This window comes from Metabacillus malikii, assembly GCF_030813355.1.
GTDB classification, from domain to species: Bacteria; Bacillota; Bacilli; order Bacillales; family Bacillaceae; genus Metabacillus; species Metabacillus malikii.
Map to the genome: position 1 here is coordinate 213,031 of NZ_JAUSUD010000004.1, position 21,468 is coordinate 234,498.

At 34.5% G+C, this 21,468-nt stretch carries 22 protein-coding genes and 1 pseudogene; 2 read left to right on the forward strand and 21 right to left on the reverse strand.

What is annotated here, in order from left to right:
- Positions 1 to 132 precede the first annotated feature (132 nt).
- Positions 133 to 1,158, forward strand: coding sequence for a hypothetical protein (locus J2S19_RS06425; protein ID WP_307338939.1), 1,026 nt, complete (start codon positions 133 to 135; stop codon positions 1,156 to 1,158).
- Positions 1,159 to 1,476: 318 nt separating this feature from the next.
- Here J2S19_RS06425 and J2S19_RS06430 read toward each other — a convergent pair whose 3' ends face one another.
- The 3 genes from J2S19_RS06430 to J2S19_RS06440 all read right to left on the reverse strand — a co-directional run bounded on the left by J2S19_RS06430 (position 1,477) and on the right by J2S19_RS06440 (position 5,433).
- Positions 1,477 to 3,207, reverse strand: coding sequence for a glycine betaine ABC transporter substrate-binding protein (locus J2S19_RS06430; protein WP_307338942.1), 1,731 nt, complete (start codon positions 3,205 to 3,207; stop codon positions 1,477 to 1,479).
- 1 nt (position 3,208) lies between these two features.
- Entirely contained in the window at positions 3,209 to 4,417 is a 1,209-nt protein-coding gene (locus J2S19_RS06435; protein WP_307338945.1) for a quaternary amine ABC transporter ATP-binding protein, read from the reverse strand.
- A gap of 428 nt (positions 4,418 to 4,845) precedes the next feature.
- Positions 4,846 to 5,433: a CBO0543 family protein gene (locus tag J2S19_RS06440; RefSeq protein ID WP_307338949.1), complete on the reverse strand. Its 588-nt coding sequence runs from the start codon at positions 5,431 to 5,433 to the stop codon at positions 4,846 to 4,848.
- Between the two features lie 462 nt (positions 5,434 to 5,895).
- Between J2S19_RS06440 and abc-f the strand changes: the two genes are divergently transcribed.
- Positions 5,896 to 7,623: a ribosomal protection-like ABC-F family protein gene (gene abc-f / locus J2S19_RS06445; protein WP_307338951.1), complete on the forward strand. Its 1,728-nt coding sequence runs from the start codon at positions 5,896 to 5,898 to the stop codon at positions 7,621 to 7,623.
- Positions 7,624 to 7,904: 281 nt separating this feature from the next.
- Here the strand turns inward: abc-f and J2S19_RS06450 are convergent, their stop codons facing one another.
- The 18 genes and pseudogenes from J2S19_RS06450 to J2S19_RS06530 form a co-directional block, all read right to left on the reverse strand.
- Entirely contained in the window at positions 7,905 to 8,213 is a 309-nt protein-coding gene (locus J2S19_RS06450) for a hypothetical protein (protein ID WP_307338954.1), read from the reverse strand.
- A gap of 54 nt (positions 8,214 to 8,267) precedes the next feature.
- Positions 8,268 to 9,173: an aminoglycoside phosphotransferase family protein gene (locus tag J2S19_RS06455; protein ID WP_307338957.1), complete on the reverse strand. Its 906-nt coding sequence runs from the start codon at positions 9,171 to 9,173 to the stop codon at positions 8,268 to 8,270.
- A gap of 204 nt (positions 9,174 to 9,377) precedes the next feature.
- Positions 9,378 to 9,824 (reverse strand): GNAT family N-acetyltransferase, encoded by a 447-nt coding sequence (locus tag J2S19_RS06460; protein ID WP_307338962.1) that lies wholly within the window; start codon positions 9,822 to 9,824, stop codon positions 9,378 to 9,380.
- Positions 9,825 to 9,935: 111 nt separating this feature from the next.
- Entirely contained in the window at positions 9,936 to 10,382 is a 447-nt protein-coding gene (locus tag J2S19_RS06465) for a hypothetical protein (protein ID WP_307338964.1), read from the reverse strand.
- A gap of 200 nt (positions 10,383 to 10,582) precedes the next feature.
- Positions 10,583 to 10,747: pseudogene (locus J2S19_RS23680) on the reverse strand (DUF4253 domain-containing protein); the annotation flags it as partial.
- A 15-nt stretch (positions 10,748 to 10,762) separates the two neighbouring features.
- Entirely contained in the window at positions 10,763 to 11,194 is a 432-nt protein-coding gene (locus J2S19_RS23685) for a hypothetical protein (RefSeq protein ID WP_370875076.1), read from the reverse strand.
- Positions 11,195 to 11,290: 96 nt separating this feature from the next.
- Entirely contained in the window at positions 11,291 to 11,821 is a 531-nt protein-coding gene (locus J2S19_RS06475; RefSeq protein ID WP_307338967.1) for a GNAT family N-acetyltransferase, read from the reverse strand.
- An 18-nt stretch (positions 11,822 to 11,839) separates the two neighbouring features.
- A complete protein-coding gene (locus J2S19_RS06480; protein ID WP_307338970.1) occupies positions 11,840 to 12,631 on the reverse strand; it encodes a GNAT family N-acetyltransferase in 792 nt (263 codons plus the stop codon).
- A gap of 74 nt (positions 12,632 to 12,705) precedes the next feature.
- Positions 12,706 to 13,593, reverse strand: a complete 888-nt coding sequence (locus J2S19_RS06485) for a protein kinase domain-containing protein (protein WP_307339158.1) — start codon at positions 13,591 to 13,593, stop codon at positions 12,706 to 12,708.
- Positions 13,594 to 13,909: 316 nt separating this feature from the next.
- Positions 13,910 to 14,083, reverse strand: coding sequence for a hypothetical protein (locus J2S19_RS06490; RefSeq protein WP_307338972.1), 174 nt, complete (start codon positions 14,081 to 14,083; stop codon positions 13,910 to 13,912).
- A 99-nt stretch (positions 14,084 to 14,182) separates the two neighbouring features.
- Positions 14,183 to 14,716 (reverse strand): cysteine hydrolase family protein, encoded by a 534-nt coding sequence (locus J2S19_RS06495; RefSeq protein ID WP_307338974.1) that lies wholly within the window; start codon positions 14,714 to 14,716, stop codon positions 14,183 to 14,185.
- 109 nt (positions 14,717 to 14,825) lie between these two features.
- Complete coding sequence (locus J2S19_RS06500) at positions 14,826 to 15,428, reverse strand: histidine phosphatase family protein (protein ID WP_307338976.1); 603 nt, start codon at positions 15,426 to 15,428, stop codon at positions 14,826 to 14,828.
- Between the two features lie 54 nt (positions 15,429 to 15,482).
- Complete coding sequence (locus J2S19_RS06505; RefSeq protein ID WP_307338978.1) at positions 15,483 to 15,923, reverse strand: VOC family protein; 441 nt, start codon at positions 15,921 to 15,923, stop codon at positions 15,483 to 15,485.
- Between the two features lie 126 nt (positions 15,924 to 16,049).
- Positions 16,050 to 16,991 (reverse strand): ring-cleaving dioxygenase, encoded by a 942-nt coding sequence (locus J2S19_RS06510; RefSeq protein WP_307338981.1) that lies wholly within the window; start codon positions 16,989 to 16,991, stop codon positions 16,050 to 16,052.
- Positions 16,992 to 16,994: 3 nt separating this feature from the next.
- The gene (locus J2S19_RS06515) at positions 16,995 to 17,585 is read right to left on the reverse strand and encodes an SF0329 family protein (protein ID WP_307338984.1); all 591 of its coding nucleotides are present in this window, start codon (positions 17,583 to 17,585) and stop codon (positions 16,995 to 16,997) included.
- Between the two features lie 349 nt (positions 17,586 to 17,934).
- On the reverse strand, positions 17,935 to 18,237 hold the full coding sequence (locus J2S19_RS06520) for a hypothetical protein (RefSeq protein ID WP_307338986.1): 303 nt from the start codon (positions 18,235 to 18,237) through the stop codon (positions 17,935 to 17,937).
- 819 nt (positions 18,238 to 19,056) lie between these two features.
- The gene (locus tag J2S19_RS06525; protein ID WP_307338989.1) at positions 19,057 to 20,088 is read right to left on the reverse strand and encodes an SMI1/KNR4 family protein; all 1,032 of its coding nucleotides are present in this window, start codon (positions 20,086 to 20,088) and stop codon (positions 19,057 to 19,059) included.
- Between the two features lie 34 nt (positions 20,089 to 20,122).
- Positions 20,123 to 20,512, reverse strand: coding sequence for a hypothetical protein (locus J2S19_RS06530; RefSeq protein ID WP_307338991.1), 390 nt, complete (start codon positions 20,510 to 20,512; stop codon positions 20,123 to 20,125).
- Positions 20,513 to 21,468 lie beyond the last annotated feature (956 nt).

The window sequence follows — 21,468 nt, forward strand, 5'->3', positions numbered from 1 at the left end:
TGCTTTTTTATTATATTGTTGTCTTACATTGACTCATTAATGAATTTTGAATATCGTACCCCCTATCTCTAATAAAAATGGTCGCCTCGGTAACGATATAAAGAAACGATTTTATTGGATAAGGAGTAGATCATGAGAAATAGAATACTTTTTTGTTTCTTATTAGTAATGCTCATCATAACTGGGTGTGGAGGAAAATCTCAAAATGAAATGGATAAGCAAGAACGGAAAAAGGCTGAACAGCAAGAGAAAAAAATAGAAAAGGAAAACGCACAGATGCAGATTCATGCTGCAATGATTACTGCATTTGGAAATGACGGGTATGAATATTTACAAGCAAGGGATGAGCTGATCACGATTATAGGTGCAAAAAATGTTGGATTTGATTTGGCGTTTGCTGGTGACAAATCGGAAGAGCAAAAGCTAACCCAAGCCTTGCAAATGGCACATGATAAGGAGAGCTTTGCACAACATGGACTTCTACTAGAAGCACCATCAGAGATGCATGATCTGTATGCCGAGACAAAAAGGGCGTTTCAGCTCTTTTCGAATGGAGCAGCATCTATTATATATGGAACGGAAAATTTTGATATTGACCAAGTTCATTCAGGATATGCGGAAATTGATGACGGGATGAGGATTATTAGAAATTTGAACGAATCACATCCTGTTTTATTAGAATATCGCAAACTTCAATCGATGGATGTTCACGAGCGGGCTACTGAAAAGAGGAAACAATCGAAAGTAGTGAGGCCTAAACATTTTAATGTTTATGAAAATGAAAGATTTAATTATAGGCTCGCCTACCCGCCTACATGGCCAAATGGTGTTGAATCTGGAAATGGCGATGGGATGCCTTTATATGAAGCTGATGGTAACCATATCTTCGTGTACGCATCAAACTATGACCCAGCCTCTGTATACACGCCTGATTTACAAGCTTACACACTGATAACATTATATAATGGCGAGACAGCTTATTATTATGAGGAAGATGTAAGTGGAATTGTAACGTTTGAGATGGTTTATTTAGGTATGAATTCGGTCCAATATACCATTCATGGTGAAGTTGACTCTGACTATTTTCAGGAAAACAGAGAAATAATTATGCAAGTCATAAGAAGTTTTGAGGATATGACTGAGGGTGAAGGTTCATGAAGCGATTGAATGTACGGTTTCTTCTATTCTAGGGCACTTGATTGTGGTATTTCGTGTTTATATGCTTCGAATGCTTTATTCATTAATCGAGTGAATGATTTCGTGTCAGATTCGTCGGCGAACCTAATATTCAAGGTAGTTCCTCCTTTTGGTTATAATAAATTGTATCGATAAGTTATATTTTAATTGTTTGCAAAAAGAAAGATGCGTTAGAGCTTTTTATAGATAGCTCTAATGCATCTTTCTCCTTTTTTGAAGCAGGAGAACCGTCCCCGTGCTTCGGAAGCGGAAGAACCGTCCCTCTGCTTCACCTCTGCTTCATTGTAAGTCTTCGATTGAGTTGATTTCGACGTATTTTGGGACGACGAGGCCGTTTTTGGTGCCGTGGAGGTTGCGTCCAAGGTCTTGGAAATCGTTTTTATACGTATTGTAGTATTCTTGGTGTGTTGTTGGTAACCATGCTCCTACCATGCCATCCGCACTACCGTTGGCTACACCTGCAAACATTGGACCGACTTCGACTTGGCTTAGGGTGACGTTATAGCCATGCTCTTGAAGAACTTTACCAACTACATAGGTACTGGCAATTTCAGAATCCCAAGCTACGAAAACAAGCTTTATTTGTTCTCCATTTCCTGACTGTGCACCTTTTGTCCATTCTGCCACTTTTACTTCATTTGCGTTTACCCAGTTTTCTGCTGCATCCGTCGGGTCTGTACCATTTGCGATATCGACCATGACTTCTTCCATATCACTCGGTTCCCATGTAAACTGATCAAGAATTTTATATGCACCGGGTACATCCTTTTCGAGTCCTTTTCTTACGACTGTATGGATATCTTCAGCACCACCAAAGGAGCCTTTCGGGTCTTCGAGATATTTTAAATCAAAGGATGAGAACATCCAATGTGGTGTCCAGCCTGTAATAATAATTGGTTCTTCATTGTTATATGCTTTCTGAAGTTCAGCTACCATTGCTGCTGACGATCCTTCTACTAATGTCCAATCATCTAAATCGTACTCTTCAATTGCGGTACTTGTCAGCTCCATTAAACCTGCTCCAGGTTCAATGCCTATAATTCGATGATTTGTTGCGGCTGCAATTTCACTCATATTTTCATTCTGAGCATTATTGTTTTTTGGAAGTGAAACTGCTATTGCAGTGCCGACTATTAGTAAAGCTAAAATTGAGAAAGCGATTTTGGGTTGAAGTTTATTTGCATATGCCGGTTTTCGTAGGTTTTGTGTGATACGGTCCAGGATAATCGCGATGATGACGATTGATAATCCAGCTTCAAAGCCTTGTCCTACGTCAATTTGGCTAACCGCGCGATAAACGTCTGCCCCTAGACCAGGTGCCCCTACCAATGATGCTGTTACGACCATTGATAAAGCGAGCATAATACTTTGGTTGACACCTGCCATTATTGTCGGCGTTGCTAAAGGTAATTGGACTTTGAACAGTTTTTGACTTGTTGTTGAACCGAACGCATTTGCTGCTTCGATTAAATCTTTCGGTACTTTTTGGATACCAAGATTTGTCATCCTAATTGTCGGTGCTATTGCAAAGATAAAAGATGCAATAATTCCAGGGACTACGCCTATTCCAAAAAATAATATCGCAGGAATTAAATAGACAAAGGCAGGCATTGTTTGCATAAAGTCTAAAACAGGTGTTAGGATACTTTGGACAGTTTTTCGTTGGGCACACCAAATTCCGAGTGGAATACCAATAATAACTGTGAGCAAACCTGACAATAAAACGATAGCAATTGTTTGTATACTTGAGTCCCAATAACCGAGATTGTCGATTAATAGTAAGCTAATTAGTGTAAATATGCCTAATGGCCATCTGCTTGTATAGATGATTAAAAGAGTCAAAAGAATAATTAGGACGATAGGAGGACCTACACTTAATACATTCACGATTAAATCTAATAGGCCATCGATGATATTCGTGATTAATGTAAATAGTCCAGCCCAGGCTATCGTTAACCAGGCAACAAACGAATCAACCCATTCCCCTAATGGTATTTTTGGAATATCCATGTCATTCCTCACTCTCCAAATCATTCAAAGAATCTTTATTCCCAGATAATGCAGCAATGACAGCTCCACGTATGACGATTCCTTTGAATCGCTTATTTTCGTCTACAACAGATATTGGCAGACTTGACGTAGAAATTTCTTCCATCAGGTCTGTGAGTAATGTATCCTCTGAGACCGTTGGGATATTTGTTGTCATCGCTTCAGCTATTGGTTTATTTTGATTGATTGCTTCACGTGCTTGTTCAGCTGTAAGTGCTCCTAATAATGTATTTTTACGGTCAACAATAAAGATGCTAGAATAGCCTTGATTACGCATAATTTCCAAGGCAACCCTCGGTCCTCGGTCGATGCTGATCTTTTCACCGCGTTTCATGACATGTGAGGCGGTGATGACTTTCGATAAGTCGACATCCTCTACAAACTTCTCAACAAATTCATTAGCAGGATTAATCATAATCTCTTCTGGTGTACCTAATTGAATGACACTGCCATCTTTCATGAGGGCAATGCGATCTCCAATGCGCAGTGCTTCATCTAGGTCATGGGTAATAAAAATAATTGTCTTTTTGTATTGTTCTTGGATACCAATTAGTTCATCTTGCATGTCTTTGCGAATTAATGGGTCCAATGCGCTGAAGGCTTCATCCATTAAAATAATATCCGTATCACTTGCAAGAGCTCTAGCAAGTCCAACCCTTTGCTGCATACCACCGCTCAGTTGTGATGGGTATTGATGTTCATATCCTTTGAGTCCAACAGCTTCTAACGCTTGCAGCGCTTTTTCACGACGTTCCTCTGCAGCAACTTTCTTAATTTCAAGACCGAATTCTGCGTTTTCTAAAATCGTTTTATGTGGGAATAAAGCAAAATTTTGAAACACCATACTAATTCGTTTTTGTCGTGTTTCCCGTAATCTTGCTGGATTCATTTTTACAATATCTTCGTTTTTAATGAGGATTTCTCCAATAGTAGGGTCGATTAATCTGTTGAACATTCGTATTAACGTTGACTTACCGCTACCTGATAGACCCATAATCACGAAAATTTCACTGGGGTAAATTTTAAAACTGACATTATTAACGCCAACTGTAAGTCCTGTCTCTTTCAATATTTCCTTTTTTGATTTACCTTGTTTTAATAAATCAATGGCAGCTTTTGGAGATTTACCAAATATTTTCGAGACATTCCTGACCTCTACGTACGGCTCCATTCGTTCATCACCTCAATTTATTAATTACCTATTGCCTAGTTAGTTATCCCCTTTTTGTATGCTGGTATGAAAGGAGAAGTATTAATATTTGATTAACAGTCATCATGTATCAAATATGTTGCATTGATATTTAACAGAAATAATAAAAGACCGATAAAACACCGGTGAAAATCATTACTTATTTCATTCAACTATTTTTGTTACCACTCAAGTTCTTTTCGTTGCAAATCTTATACATTATCATCCTTACCTTCTGAATAGTTTCAATGTCTTTCGTAATTTTTTTAGCTAAAGATACTTTAATAACATTGTTAGGTTATCAAACTATATACACCCTCCATCATAAATAAATTTAATAAACTTCTTTTTCTTCTCAAATCAAAAATAAAATTTAAAAAACGCTAACCCTTTGTGGATTAACGCGCTTGTTACTTATGATATAAACTCCATTTTTTTGTTTTAAGTAAATATAGAAAAATATCTGTTATCCATTTCGAATATAGAGCAATTACAGCATATCCACCAAGAAGGATGAGAAAGTTTTCATTACCACCAAAACGAAATAGTCCAAAGCCTAATAATAGTGGTTTAAGAAAGAAAGAAAAGGCTAAACAAAGTAGTAGTGCCCATAGATAATAATTTTTCCCTTTATTAATGGTGTACTGGTATACAAGTATAAACGAGACAGGAACTAAGGAAGAATCAAGGGAAATATTAGATGGAAGTACCGGGTAAATTTTATAAGGGTACATCCATGTTCCTTTTAATACTCCTATCGAATCCAGAACAGCCATTGATAAATGGACACTGTATCCGAAGAAGCCTAATTGAAATATTTTATTTCTATCTATAAATAGGATCAAAATGATAAGTGGCAGCAAAAGCATTGTAAGAACCACCCAAAATTGCCATGTACCAACGTGTGAATAATCTTGCCAATATTGTAACCATCTATCTGTTTGGGCTATTTCCCCTTTTCGAAGTTCCTCAAGTAATTTTACTTGGTTTTCATCCATGTTGTTCCCTCCAATTACTGTTAGTATTTTCTAGTTTATGGTATTTATACTGTACGTAAATAAATGAATTCACTTCGCAGATGTAATGCAAAGATTCCCCTTTTAACATTTGCATCATTTAAAAAAATCCTTTGACAATTTACAATTGGAAAAATATACTGAAAATGTAAGTTATTTTAGGAAAGGTACGGTGCTAGGTACATGTGGAATTAATCTTATTTGAAAGGGTATCACTCATATGAATCGAAAAATGAGAACCTGGAGAATGGGATTAGTCTGTCCAAATTACCTTTCATTAAGTGCCGATTACGCTACTCGTTTACTTTACTTCTTTCGTGATTGTATTTGAACGTAGCAAATAACGTCTGCATTTTATTTGAATTTGGATAAAACTCTCCTCTCCAGGATTCTGGAGAGGTTTTTCTGTTTATGGCCTCTCCCATTACTAGAAGAGGTGTTAGTATGAAAACTGTTATACAAGTTAAGGATATTCGAAAAAGCTATCGTGAACGCGATATTCTAAAGGACGTAAGCTTCGACATTCGACATGGTGAAAAAATTGGTCTCGTTGGCTTAAATGGTGCCGGAAAAACGACACTTATTAACATTTTGTTGAACCTTAAAGAACCAGATAATGGCTCTGTGACGATGTGGCCACCTGATGTAAAGATCGGGTATCTACCTCAATCAACAGATAATATGCTGTATGTTGAATATGAAAATATACACTTTGAAGAGAAGCTACTAGAATCGAGCAAAAAACTAGGTTTACAAAAGGAGATTTTTACCATCGAAAAGCAGACTGTCTTAAGTGGTGGAGAAAAGCTCAAAATGTCTCTTGCGAAAATATGGTCTGAATCACCTGAGGTGTTAATATTAGATGAACCGACAAACCATTTAGATATGCAAGGAGTCAATTGGCTTGTTGAGGAAGTTAATGAATTTGGTGGTGCTGCGATTATCATTTCACATGATCGCTATTTTTTAGACCAAACCGCAACAAAAATTTTTGAACTTGAGGCTGGTCAACTTAACGTTTTCGATGGAAATTACAGTTTCTATCATGACGAAAAACAAAGAATATTAGAACACCAAAAATGGGAATATGAAAAACAAAAGCGCAAAGTTGAAATGATTGAGAATCAAATTACGACATTGAAAAATTGGTCGGCTAAGGCACATCGTGAGGCTGGTAAAGGTGGTTCAAGCGCTGAAAATCGGCAATTAGGTTTACGTGAATTTGAACGGAAGAAGGCTAAGAAGAAAGATAACCAAATTAAGTCGAAGATTAAACGTTTAAATCTTGAATTAGCAGAGCGTGATATGAAAAAGCCAAAGGAAGAAAAGCCTGTTTCGTTTCAATTTGAAAGTGCGCATAAGCGTGGTAAAAGGATTCTTGAAGCGAAGGACATAAAAAAGCAGTTTGGCAACAGAGTACTGTTTCAAGATAGTAATTTTTTTATTAAATATGGCGAGAGAGTTGGATTACTTGGAGCAAACGGATCAGGGAAAACAACCTTTTTAAACGTGTTACTAGAAAAAGAAGCATTAACGAAAGGCTCTCTTTGGGTTAGTGATTCCATAAAAATTGCTTATCTATCTCAAGATGTTAATGACCTTGCAAATGAGCAAACTCCTTTGCAATATTTAATGCTCGAAAACCGTCAGCAAGAGACATTGGCAAGAACGATGATTGCTAATATGGGCTTTGAGAGAGACATTCTTGATAAGCAAATGACACAGTTAAGCCTTGGTGAACGGACTCGTATTAAACTAATTGGCATGATTCTTAAGGAATACGATGTATTAATTTTAGACGAACCGACAAACCACCTCGATTTACCGAGCCGAGAAGAGCTCGAGCGAACACTTTGTCATTATACTGGAACTTTACTTATTGTATCCCATGATCGCTATTTGATTGAGAAGCTATGCACAAAGTTACTAATGATTGATAATAACAAAATAAATCAAATTGATATGGGTTTACGGGAATATGAAGAACGACGGGAGTTCAATAACAATGAGGTAGCGAATCAAACTAAAGAAGAAATTACACTCATTGAAACAAAAATAGCTGAGCTGTTAGGGAAAATCAGCTTATTGAAATCTGGTACTGACGAGTATAAGCAAGTTGACGAAGAGCTAATTGTTTATATGAATTTAAAGCGGAATTTAACAATGGAATAAACGCTTATGTAAAACATACAATGCACTGATAATTATTGTGTTGAGTAAGTTATAAGCGGAGAACTAGATACTACGGGTAAGCAATTAGTTTTATAAGATAAATATCGAAAGAATGATAAAAAGCTAAATCAGCTACTTCATAAAGTTAGAGACCATCATTTTGCAAGTGATGGTCTTTTCTTTCATACCCCTTCTATGACAGTCAATTTCTACTCATTCCATTCACTTGGTAATTGAATGATGACATATTTTGACGTCCACATTTCTGTCGAAGCAATAATTTACTGTTCTCCTTTTTTGAAAAAATAGCCACTTCCCTCTTGACCTTGAAACACCCATCCATTTTCATTCATCAACATTTTCAAATTTTTGTAACCTTGTCCTTTTTCCTTTCTTGTCATAAACCATTCATAACCATTTTCTTCAGTTAGTTTCACTATACTTTCTGTTGAATCATTGATAGTTGCTAATGCTGATCTTTTGCTTATCGATTTGACAGGTAATGTAGGGTAATAAGCCTTACTAATGAATAAAGAAAATCCTATTATTAAAATGAACAAACAGCTTATACTGATTAGCCACCGCTTCATATTTCCTCCAGAGCACTGATTTCTTCAAAGGTTGACAGCTATGTTCAACTTAGGTCATACCCCTTCAAGTATTGCCTTTGCAAATTCTACATTTCCCATTACATTCACAACATTTTTGCCCGATTCAACATCCCAACAAGCTGCCATTACTGTCTCGATATATAAGCATTGTCTTAAAGTTTCTTTTGAGATTTTTAAGTTTTTTTCAAACGTGTTAATAATGTTGGATATTTTTTGATAGGCTTTTACATCTTTCTCGTCACCGAATTCATTTAAAATAAACCTCGGAATATCAAAAATCGGATCACCTACTACACCTTTTGGATCAATAATTACGTATTGACCATTATTACCGAGTAAAATGTTATCGTGATGAAGATCTCCGTGAAGCATTGCTTCCTGTGAATAGAAGTTAGTGATCGAAAAACAAATTTCTTGTGCTTTATTCATATAAACTGATAATACCCTACAATCGTCTCGACTAGCTATATAGTCTGTTATTCGTGTCACCCATTGTGTATATGTCGGAAATATTGCTTTATTACTATGAGGTTTATGTAGACACTTATAAAGATTACTAAAAACGGATAATCTGTTAGTTAAGTTCTGTTCAGCACGCAATGGTGTACCAGGTTTTACCCATTGTTCAAGAATGGCGCCTTGATTAAGGTCTTCTGCAAAGATTTGACAGAAGTTATTATCTTGATAGTGTTTAAGTGTAAAATACTCCTTCGTAATATCTGGGCTAGAACCAATTTTTAAGACAGCATCTCCAAAACGTTCTGAGTAACAAGTAAAAACAAGGTTGGCGGAAAATGATTGAATTAGTTTGAGAGAGTGTAATGACCACTGATTACGAAAGTGGTTGATATTGTTACAAACTTTATTGTAGAACTGCTGACCAAAACGATTGATTATCGTATTTTCTTCTGATTCCCTGAAGCAATAGCTGCTACTCATATATAAATCCCCTCTATTTCGATATGGTGCGTTGATATTAACTAAACATAAAGGACGTTGGCCAAGGAAGTAGATAGTTGATAGAACGCTGTAATGCTTTTTTCACCTAAATAGGTATACATATGTATCCGAAATGAGGAAAGAGATTCAGAGTTACGTTTTCTTATTGAATTCTCTCCCCATTTTCAAAGCGAAAATTGCCTTTTAATTATTTATCCTTAGATTATAATGGTAATATTGTTCATCTCTTATGTAGCCATTCTTTTCATATAAGCGCTGGGCAGTTTTATTATCATGTGCTGTGCAGAGGCTTAAGCTTTTAGCATTTGTTTCATTTGCGTATTGTTTAGCTTTTTGAAGGAGTAATTCTCCGATACCTTGTTTTCTAGCGGTTTTCTCAACATATAAGTCGTTTAATATCCACGCACGTTTCATTGAGACAGATGAAAATGTCGGATAGAGCTGTGTAAACCCAAGGTATATGTCATTGTCTTTTGCGACAAAAATGATTGACTGCTTGTTTTCAATTCTATCTTTAAGGAATGCTTTAGCACCTTCTAAATCGGAATGTTGTTGATAAAATATTCGATATGAATTAAATAGATTAGCTATTTCATCTAGGTCTTTTAAAGTTGCTTGATATATTTCCACGTGTCCCCACCCCGTATTATTCTTTATAGTCATTACTATCTATTAGACTATGTAATATTTATTAGTATTTTAAATAGAATATTTACTAATTTACTCTTAAGTTCTTATAGCTTAATCCCAATAATTGAAGATGATTTCACCTATCGTTTTAGGTTTCCAGTATGCAATTTGTTCCAATTCGGCATCGTTAAGAGCTGTTCCATGTAACATATTTTGATGAATAGGCATGTTTAGTTCACCTGCGGATATTACTTTATAAAAAGGTGCAAATTCTTTAGTAAGAATAACATTGTCAATGAATCTTATATCACCATATTCTACTGATGATGCAAAAGTAAGATAAGGATAATGTTTATTCAATAATATATATAACTGAGTACATAAGACCTCAACTTGAGCACAATAAAAATTAGCTGTGAGTTGGGATTTATAAAAATCTATTACTTTTCCACCGTTTTGAGAAACAAAATTAAAGCATAGTCTCTTGAATTGTTTTTTGTCTACGTTTGGAGGTTGATTAGCTTTATAGAAGCCTGTTACCCCATTTAAAAGTTTCATCTAACACAACCTCCAATTACACACTAAATTTGCGCTATCGTTAGTATCATACTTTTTACTTACCAAAAATCAAATGAGATTATAAACATACACTTTATTAAAGATTAGTATTTTTGATTAATGAACCAGTACCGACAAATAAATACTTTGTTTAAGAAAACTACATTTACAAATATAAATCACTGCTCTATAAAGGAAAGTTAATCCCACCATAGGAATAGATTTTCAGTTTCAATTAATTCTTCAATTAGGTTCTCAATACTGCCAGTACCTTGGTCGACGATATCCGGACAAAAATCATACATTTCGTGTGCTAATGTTGTGAATTCTTCTCTCGAAGGCATCTCGGTGAATTTCGCTTCAACCCAATCAAAACCAGCTCAAATGATGGAGAAAGGATAGTGATTATGCCATTGCTTTAGCCTTGCAATTACATCTGAATTACTTATATCATGGTTATCCCCATTAGTTTGTAATAATTTCAAAATTTCAAATTGATCGGTTCCTTTTAAAATATTAATTTTTCTATTATCATCGTTTTCACTATCAGACATATAAGATAAATAGCCAAGATGTTCCAGCTCAGACTGAAGTCCCAACACTTCATACTCTGCATCCTCTTTGTATGTTAAGAAAAAGAGCCCAACTGTCTGTTGATCGTTGTGGTCCAAGATGTAAGTTTGGAGTTGCTTATGAAGTGCTACTTCTTTTACTATGTTAATTACTTCTACATCAAAGCCTGTTTCCTTAGTGATTTTCCCGATTTCGTTATCTTGTTTACTAAGTATCCCGAACAGTCTTTTTAAAACCACATTATTCCCACCTGTTCTATTATCAAATTCCTTTTATCATTTGAGATTATTCGACAAAATCTTTAACTTCCCCCTAAAATATGTAGCTATGTTGGACTACAATTCCTTTATAAAATGAATATCTTCAGGGTTTAATGCGTATAGTTCTGAATTTACTTTAGGTGCTAGTTTACAACCATAGTGTAAGTAAAAGCTCACCGCTGATTCTGTTTCGGCTGCAGAAATGTATAATTTTTTTGCTCCCTTTGACTTTGCTAGGTGTGAAACTTTGTCCATTAATTGTTTCCCAATTCCACTTCTTCTATATCCGTTGCTTGTGTATAAGAAGGCCATTTGCAGTTCATCTTGGTTATCGCCAATAAATTCGCCGCCTAAAACAGCTACACCGACTAATTTTTCCTGATGAAAAGCTCCTAAAAAATGGCCTTCATTATCTAATATTGGTGTTAACATGTTGATGTTTTCTTGGATTATTTCTGGTGTCCATCTTGGTGCATGGACATTTAATTCTACCTTCTCTAGTTCTCCATCATTGTGCACGTATTTGTACCCTATTTCTTCGGAGCGGTCAATCTCTTTTATTCTAGTAATCTCATGTTTATTTAGTTCTTTAATTGTTATTTCCATAGTAGTTTTCCCCTATATCTAATCGTTGTTATTAAGAAAAAATAGTAGCTCTGTCTTTTCTCCTATTTTTGTGAACTGATTTTTTTTATACATTTCCTTTGCTGTATCTGCACTGTTTGTTATGAGGTAGGCGATGTCGATACCATTGTTGTATGCGGTTTCGACTAGATGTTTTAACACTGCTGTTCCATAGCCTTTACGTTGATATTGCTCAATAATATCGAAATCTTCTAATTTAACGATACCGTTGAGTTGCATATATTCGATATTGCCAATCGGTACTCCTTCATCGTAACAGACATAGAGATGGAGTGGCTTTGCTTCATTTTGATAAATATCGGCTTTCCTGTTAATCCTTTTTCGGGCGAATTCTAATCCCATATCTTTTTGATTCGCTTCAATATCAACAGTGATTCCATCTTCTAACACTTTTTGATGATCCGCTTTTACAACGTGACAGCGCCTGTTCCCTTTTAGTTCACGATATTTTTGCGTTTTAATATACATGATGTCATATATACATACATGTGGTTTGATGGGTAAACGGTCAAGAAGTTCATTACTAACTTGATATGTTGTTTCTACTCGGAAAAATCCGTTATGTTTTGTTTCGATTTTTTCGATTTCGTTAACAATGAGTTCGTATAGTCCTTTATTAGCTTTATAGAATGTGAAATTATGAGTATACATGTTAGGAAGTGAAGAATCTATATATTTTATTGCAATGTCATCTTCGAATGTGTCAGAAAACAAACGGACGTATGCATGTTCCATTTCAAGTAAACGATTTTTTAAAGAAGTTTTGAGCATTGACGACTCTCCTTTATTTATATTTCTAACGATAATAGGGTGAATACTCTTGCTGAAGTATCACCCTATTATCGTTAAGACAAAGCGTTATTCCACGCTTCATAAAATTGTTGGACGGTGGAGTATCGATTATGTCTATTTTTTTCTACAGCTTTTAATGCAACATCATATAACGATTTAGTTGTTTCCCACTTCGAAAATGTGTAGTCAGTTTCGCCTCCTAAAAGGTTAAATGCGATGGCACCCATTGTATATACATTTGTTACTGAATCGATTGGACTTCCTTTTGTATATTCTTCTGGAGACTTGAATCTATCAGAACCCCAAAATTGGTCACCGACGTCGTTTATTGACGGTGCCGTACGATAAAAATCGATATCACATATTTTTGTTTGATTATTGATAAAATCGTATAAAATGCTTCCATCGTAAAAATCCACGGCAACAAAGCCTTTAGCTTCAACATATGTATGAAATGCATATATGTTTTCGAGTGTCTGTAACCGTTTGGTGATGTCAAGATTCCGAAATCGATAATATGGTGATTTTGGGTGTTTATATTTCACATCTCCTGCAAATTTCCAGTGTGGATGTAGACATTCGCCTTCGAACCACTCAAATACAGCCGCAAAACCGCCGTTTTCAGTATTGAAATAATCTAGCAATTGTATAAGATGTGGGTGCTGTAGAGTTTGATATATGGGAATTGCTGTTTTTAAACGAGCAACTGCATCATTAGGGTTACCTGTAAATTCTTTCGGTTTTGCTCCCGCGTATTTCACGAAGAATTTTTTGTTTTTTCTTTCTATTCCGAAACTAATATTCCCTGAATCCTGTTCATCAAAAACGCAAAATACTTTGCCTAACTGATTTAACCAAGATAAGTTGTGGGGCTCTTGTAATTGAAATGTCACATCGTCAATTGTAATCGTAACAATATCCTGTTTAGCTACTTCTTTCATCATTTGATCCTCCATTGATTGGGATCACGTAGTTTATAGGGGGCAGTGATACGTTTTCCCTGTTAATGAAATATAACCCCATTTAGTATCATCGTTATATTCATTTAACAACGCCTCCTTCCAATTGGATGGTGTATATTATACCATTTTTAGTTAGATATGGAATTGAATTAATTGAGTTATTTTGAGTATAAGTATATTTTCAGGACGTGTTGTGGGGGGAATGTAGATGCCTATTTTTAATGGTACAGCGTAATGGAGAACATTTGAATAAAATTGAAGTGTTCTTCATTTACGATTTGAATAACTTGAACAGTTACTTTTTGTCAGGCTTTGGCATAAAGTATGCGCAACTACCTGTAATAAATCCGCCGCTGATTGCAAGTACGGTTCCGATTACGATCCACAGAGTTGATGAGAAAGTAGAAACATATACCCCTATAGTTAGGAGGAGTACGCCTACTAGTAAGAAAACGATTGTTTTTTTCATATTTCACCTCGTTATATGTTTTAGATAATATGAATGGGGATTATACAAGTGATGACATTATACTGTAGTTATATTTTCGCTTTTTTATAAAATTTATTTTTAAAATAATGATGAATCAATTATCGTTGCTCCAATTTTCTCCATCTTTCTTATCGCTAGACTCTTTTTTCTGTCGTTAGCCCCTGCAATTGCGTCTTCAATTAGTGTAACATTATACTTTTTTTGGAGAGCTTGCTTTACAGTCTCTAATACACAGCCTTCTGCAAATAATCCTACAACGTAAATATTTTTTATATGATGATTTTCGATGTATTGAAGTAAATATCGATTGCTAAATGCATTTCCTTTTTTTTTGGAGAAATAATGATTATTAACAACTTTTAGCTGTTCATTTAGCTTTGCACCTTCACTTCCCTTTAATGCAGCATTGTTGCGAAACCAGTTTGATATGTATTGATTTTTTTCAAATTCATTTCCGATGTATAGAATATGCATGTTTTTTGTAGAAGCTATTTCGATTAATTGATTTATACTCGTAAGCATTGTATTGACATGTTTTTTCGCTACTGGCAATCTAGCATTTTTATCAGTGAAATCTTTTTGGACATCTAATACTAATAACGCAGTTCCCATTAGGTCTCCTTTCTTGTTATACCTCTACTATTAATAAACATTTTAATAGAATTCGAAGGCTAAGGTATCAAATAGATAGAGTCTTTATATCATTATCTTCCTTCAGTTATTAATCAGAAGTTAAATGTGTAAAGGATGCGAAATCATCGATATCATATGTATGTCCATCGTAACGGATGACGGTAATTGAGCATTCGGGGATAAGCTGACTTTGTGTAGCGATAAAATTTGGATGAAGTTTCCTTAATTGTTCGTTACTAAAGACATTAATCATAAAATCTGTGATGATGCCTCCGTGTGTTACGGCTACGGTCTTACGATTAGAAAATTGGTTTGTACAATCAATAATAAATTGTTCAAGCCTTTGTCCAGTTTGTTTAGCAGATATTCCTGATGGTGGTATATAATCTCGATTTATTGAGCATTTATTCCAAATTTCTACAAAGGCTTCAAAAGATTGTCCTTGTATATCCCCCCAATTTGCACGTTCTCTTAACCGTATGTCTTCTATTACTTTCGTTTTGGTTTTAGCCGATATGTATTTAGCAGTTTCTTTTGCCCTTTGTAATGGGCTTGTAAAGATGTAGTTTATTTGTTTATCTTTGATATAATCAGCGGTTTTTTTTGCCTGTTTGATGCCAGTTAGTGAGAGGCTTACGTCTCCCACAGATTTTTCCTTTATACCGTGTCTAACAAGATAAAAGGTGTTCACATCAATTCCCCTTATTTTTATTATAAGTGACATTTTATGTGTTGAAGTTGATTATTACTTAGTTTCTCGCATAGAACCTAACACGATATTGTACCCATCAGGGTCTTTAATACAAGTGATTTTCTCCTCCCATGGTCCGTGATTACTAGTGTAAGGTTCGACTGCGACATTTCCTCCATTATGACGTATTTCTGCAACGATGGAGTCTAAGTCATCCCAGCTAACATGAACATATGTGTCCCATCCAAATTTCGGTCCTTCCCATTCTGTTGGATAATCAAGATGCTTTTGTGAGCATGCATTTGGTCTGACATCATTTGGAGAGTTCGCCTGTTGGAGGATGAACGTCATCTCATCTCGTTCTGCATGGCCCCAACCATCAATATGGCAGCCAAGAACATCGCGGTAATATTCCAATGATTTAGTTAAATTGGAGACTAAACGGACTTGAATGGTTTTACCAAGTTTCCCTACTTTGTTGTCGCTTGTTTGCATGGTTTTATCACTCCTATTTTCTAAGTAATTGCACTTAGTATAAATTCCATATCCTTCCTTCATTTCCTCTTAAATGGCGAAATTTTATCAAGACTATTTTTTATGTTAATAATTTGTGTTGCCTTGTTACTCTTCAATCGGTTTGAGATTTTTCTCAATTTCTGTTCTCTGGTTTTCTAAAAATGGAGGTAAATCTAATCGTTCACCTAGTGTTTCAACATTCCCATCTATTGTGAAACCTGGGCCATCTGTTGCAATTTCAAACAAAATCCCGTTTGATTCACGAAAATATAAACTTTTGAAATAATAGCGGTCAACGATTCCTGAAGATTGAAAGCCTCGTTGTTTTACTTGGTCTTCCCAATAGCTAAGTTCTTTATCGTTTCTTACTCGAATGGCTAAATGGTGTATGCTGCCACGACCAGGTCTTTCGGAAGGTCCGTCTAATGCTTTCACAATGATTTCACCAAATGCCTCTCCTTCTACAGATTGAAAAATTGCTTCGTCAGCAGATCGGGATACTTCTGTATAGCCAAACAAATCTTTTAGTGTGCTTGCTAATTTTTCAAGTCTACGTACGGTCATTTCCACAGGACCCATGCCTTGAATTATATGTTCTCGAGGCACATCTGATTTCTCCCAGGTTTTCCAATGCTCCGCTATCTCTCCGTTTGCTGCTAACAGTACGAAACGAAGGCCTTCATGGTCCTCAAATTTCAAGGCAGGGCGATTAGCATATGTAGTAATCTCTTCATGGTACACACCAAATTTCTCAAACCGCATTTTCCAAAAATGCAAACTTTGTTCTGAAGGTACTAATAATCCGATTCTCGTAATTGCATTTGTCCCGCGATGAGTCTTCCCCGCGGGAGGCATCTCAAAAAACGTTAACTCAGTTCCAGGGCTTCCGATTTTATCTCCATAAAACAAGTGATACATCGTAGGGTCATCTTGGTTCACTGTTACTTTTACACGTCTTAATCCTAGTATGTGACGGTAAAAATGGTTGTTTTTACTCGCGTTTTTAGTAATCATCGAAATGTGGTGATGTCCTGGGATGTTATACATTGATTAATCGTCCACCTTTGGTTTATTATTTTTGTTGCTAAGTACCCTATGAATATTGATACCTTCAGCCACACATCTTATTTCATAAAAATAGTTAATCACTTCATTGTCATTTTTTATCGCTTCGTTTATCTTTTTTAATGTTCGTTTTCCGGTGCGCTTATCGATTAAGGATAGTATTTTTATGACCATATCCGTAGAGGCTAATGATTTATCTATCGGTGATTTAAAGTATTGTTCTAGTGAATCAAAAAAGTCGTATTGTGCAAAGATACCTTCATCCTTTACAAGGTTATGTGCTTGTATTCCTATTTCAAGATTTTGATTGTAGTTATGAACATCATAATCAACATCCTGTTTATGGCGAATTTCGGATTCTTTATTAATTAATGCAATATCTGATGTGATTGTACACATATTTAAAACTTCTTTTTTATCGACTGTAATAACCGCTCTGCCAAGCTTGTCGTGTGCTTTTCGATAATTTATAACGTGAAAATCAATTCGGTCTTTTAACGACTCACAGGTGAAGCTTTTTAAATGCTTTTTGGCTTTACTCCATTTCGGGCTGTACATATTGTTTTTTCCTTCCATAGTTATTGCCTTCAACCAAGAACACATCATAACAAAATAGTTCTTCTATATATCTATTATAGCTCTTTAACTATTGAAGAGTTTATAAAAATCATGGACGCTAAATTAGAAAAAAAACGGAAGTATACAGTGGGATTCTGAGGTTCGTGCAATTATAAAATGAGGTTATACGCATATACATTTTATGCGAGTTAATCGTTCCAGAAGATATTTAGTACTCACTTTTATTAGGAGAGATGCTTAGACCGAGGGTTTCCCATACGCATCTAAAATATCCCCTTACCCCTTAGAAAGAAACGAAGTACGCACTTTGAAAGGGGTAAATCCTAGAGTTATTAAATTATGAGCGTCAGAAAAATATATTTAAACCCATTAATTTCCGATAATCCTCTTCATTTATTTCTTTAATAAATGAATTCATATGTTTCCAATATTTCGCTATTACTTCTAATTCTTCAATTGTTAGTTCATATAAATTTATATCTAGCATTTTTGAAAATTGTTCTAGTATATGAATATAAACGTTATTTTTATCATTTGACTCAATTCCATCTTTTTCAACAAAACTTAAGAGTCGACTGTATACTTTATGTGAAAATTCATTTATTAACTCTATCTTGGTTTTATGTTCGTAGTTTAACGCTTCTTTCATATTTCTGCGCTCCTTAATAATTTGCTTTATCCGTAAAACTAATTAACTTATTGACAATCAGCCTTTGTACCTACATATGTTTTTACTCTAAATACTCTTCGAATTATTAGGTGAACGAATAGTATGTGGAAAACAATTGTATAAAGAAGCTGTACAATACTAGTTAATAACACTTTTGTTTTATACTAATGTAAGAATTTAAGTGATGTTGCACCTTCAGTAAACCGGGCCAAATACTATTAGGCTTAAAATTAGGAAAAAAAGTGCAATTAACGTTCTTTTTAGAAAAGTCACTTTACATCACTGTTACTATATAGATTTTTTAGTAATGTTGAAGCTTGATATTGATTTATAGGTGTTATTTTTGTGAATGGATTTATTTACATAGAAAAATGCCATACATATTAAATCAATTACTGAAATTTCAGAAAAGTCCATGTGCTCATTCCTGCATTTTTAGTTAAGTTCCACTAAAGTCTATTTAGGAATTTCAACTTGAATACAAGGAGAGCCACCATCGCTACTTATTAGCTATTCGATTGTATAAAAATAAATTATCAGGACAGTTAAAAGGGATCTCTCATATATAACCATTGAATTTCTAAATGATAGTGCCAATCCTCATAGCAGTGTTCTTTCATTTCGTAATTCTCTATCTGCGTTAGTCTAATAATTTAGTTCTATTACCTTAATCATTATTATGAATTAGCTTCAATAGTACAATAGGATATTTACCTTATTTTTTGTATTATTTATCCTTAAATACATTTATCATTTGTTTCAGATGCAAATGATAAATTCTTATCATATTCTCTTATTTTATATTAATTTCACGTTACTCCATACCTCCTCAATAGTTCTTCCATCTGGTAAAACATATGCTATTAGCTCCTCACTTGTACTAAACTCTTCTGTAAAGTCTTGTCCTTCTAGTGTTAGTTTAAAATTTCGATATATGTGATATACATTATCATCATGTAAAAAACTGACGATATTATAGCCACCATTTTCAAGACAATGTGAAATATCTGTCTTTAAATCATCAATAGAATAATTTATTTTCTGTTGAATCAATTGAGCATACATTCTTACGTCACTATCCGGGTCGATGCGGAATGTTTCTATTAGGCCGTTTAATGTGTCTTCGTCTAATCTGTATGATAAAAAGTTCCATACACTGTTTGCAATTTGGGATCTAATTCGTTCATTAGAGTGGTTTGTTAATGCTAATAAAGCTTGACCAAACCATGTAATATCAACATCTGTTTGAGAGAGAGATACTATCGCCTCGATTATTTCATCTTCCCTATCATTTTCTAAATGGTATTCAAAGGATTCCCTAGAATATTCAGTCATTTGATTTTCTATATCTTCTATTTCCTCTTTATCCTGGTATTCTATTATTGTTAAATTCTCTAAGAATTCGTTGAAGTCTTTGGCAATTTCGATAATCTCTGCTTTCTCATTCTCATTATTTACATACACGATAGGAGGATTCACGGTTACATTTCGATAGTCAAATGCTAGCCAATAATGTCCATCTCCATTAAAGAGAATAAGTCCTTTTGGCATATCCCATTCGCTTATTAGATAGTCAGTATCAAGAACACCTGGGTTTTTACCAATTCCATAAATGTTTGTTACTTCAATAAACGCCTCGCCTGGTAAGGTATTGTCCAGTACAGGGAAAGCTTGATAATTTATTTCTCCACCGTTTTGAATCTTTAGAATGTTTATGTATGCTCTTGGAAATGTAATTTTATATATATCCTCAGCCTTTTTTATGTCCTCAACAGTTAGAGCATTCAATTTGTAAATGCTATTTCCTTTTTGCCAAAAACCTTCTTTCAACAAATTCACCTCATAAGAATTATTGTTTATTTCGTTACCCTTCTACAATTGCTAGGTATTTTAAAGTTTCTCCTTTTGTTTCAACGAGAAGAATATCTTTTCTTTCTTTTGCTGTAAATATCTTGGAGCCTACTGGAAGGATATTCGCTGTTCCATCTATAAAGTCGGTATTGTCCTCATTTTTTGTTTTTATTTCACTGATTTGATTGTCTTTTGTTAATGGCAATTCGTCAACCCAATCAATATTAGTTTGGTAGATAGTTCCATTGTACTGAAAGATATTAGCATCGGGATTCAATGTTAAAACTTCCTCGGCATTAATATTGTCAATTGTTACTGTTTTAGTTTCCGTTTGATTAGTGCAACCTGTCACCACAAATAAGATAAATGCTGTAGAACAAAGAAAACACTTTATTCCTTTCATACCCTCACCTCTTTTAGATATAGTCTAAAATTATCTAAGAAAAGTTACATCAGTTGTTTTATTTTCAAGGGGTTACCTTTTAACGATAAAAAACAGAGCTACCGAAGTGACTCTGTTTTCATATCTAATTTAAAACGTTAGTATATTCGATTGGCTGGCAGCCTGTGACTGTTATTGAAACGTCTTCATCGATAAATGAATCAATCGGACTAATTTGTAAAACCGGTACCATGTTACCTCCTCCTTTTTCAGTTTATTCTATTAGGGGATTTTATAATATTTTTGTTTAAGGCTAATGGAGCAAATTTGATACTGTTTCAAAAGAGCCATACATTTAACGACTAAGGTGGTGATTATTTTGAATTCAAGTAATCTATAAAAATTCATAAATTAGGCGGTGAATAATGGAGTGTTTTACTGTAAATGGTAGAAGCGAGATTTATTTATATATTATAATTATGTAGAACATTAGAATATATTTAGTTTGGTAAATATTAAGAATGAGATTTTATCAATCTTAGCTAATGAATCTATGGAGTCGTGATCAGAATTTGTAGGTAAACGTCATCTTTATAAGGAGGATGTTATGACTAGAAACTTTAAATTATATTTCCTGGGATATTTTATATATTTTCCTTTTATTTTTATCATCAGTTTTATTATTTGGATGTACCTCATTCGAAATCATGATTTATGGACTGTCTTTTCAGATTGCACTTCAATAATAGGACTGTATTATTTAATGACGAGTGTAGTCTTTACTCTAGTTTTTATAAATAGTGTTAGTAAAGAAAAGGACTAAAATCTAAAATAGTATAAGTCAGTTACATGGTTAGAATCTGTAATCACAATTGAATGCAAATAAACTACAATTTGTAGATTAAAAGACTTTCAGTTAACCATTTAAGTCATTTCTTTTATAGCCGTAATATCCCGTCCCAGGCCTTAAAATATGA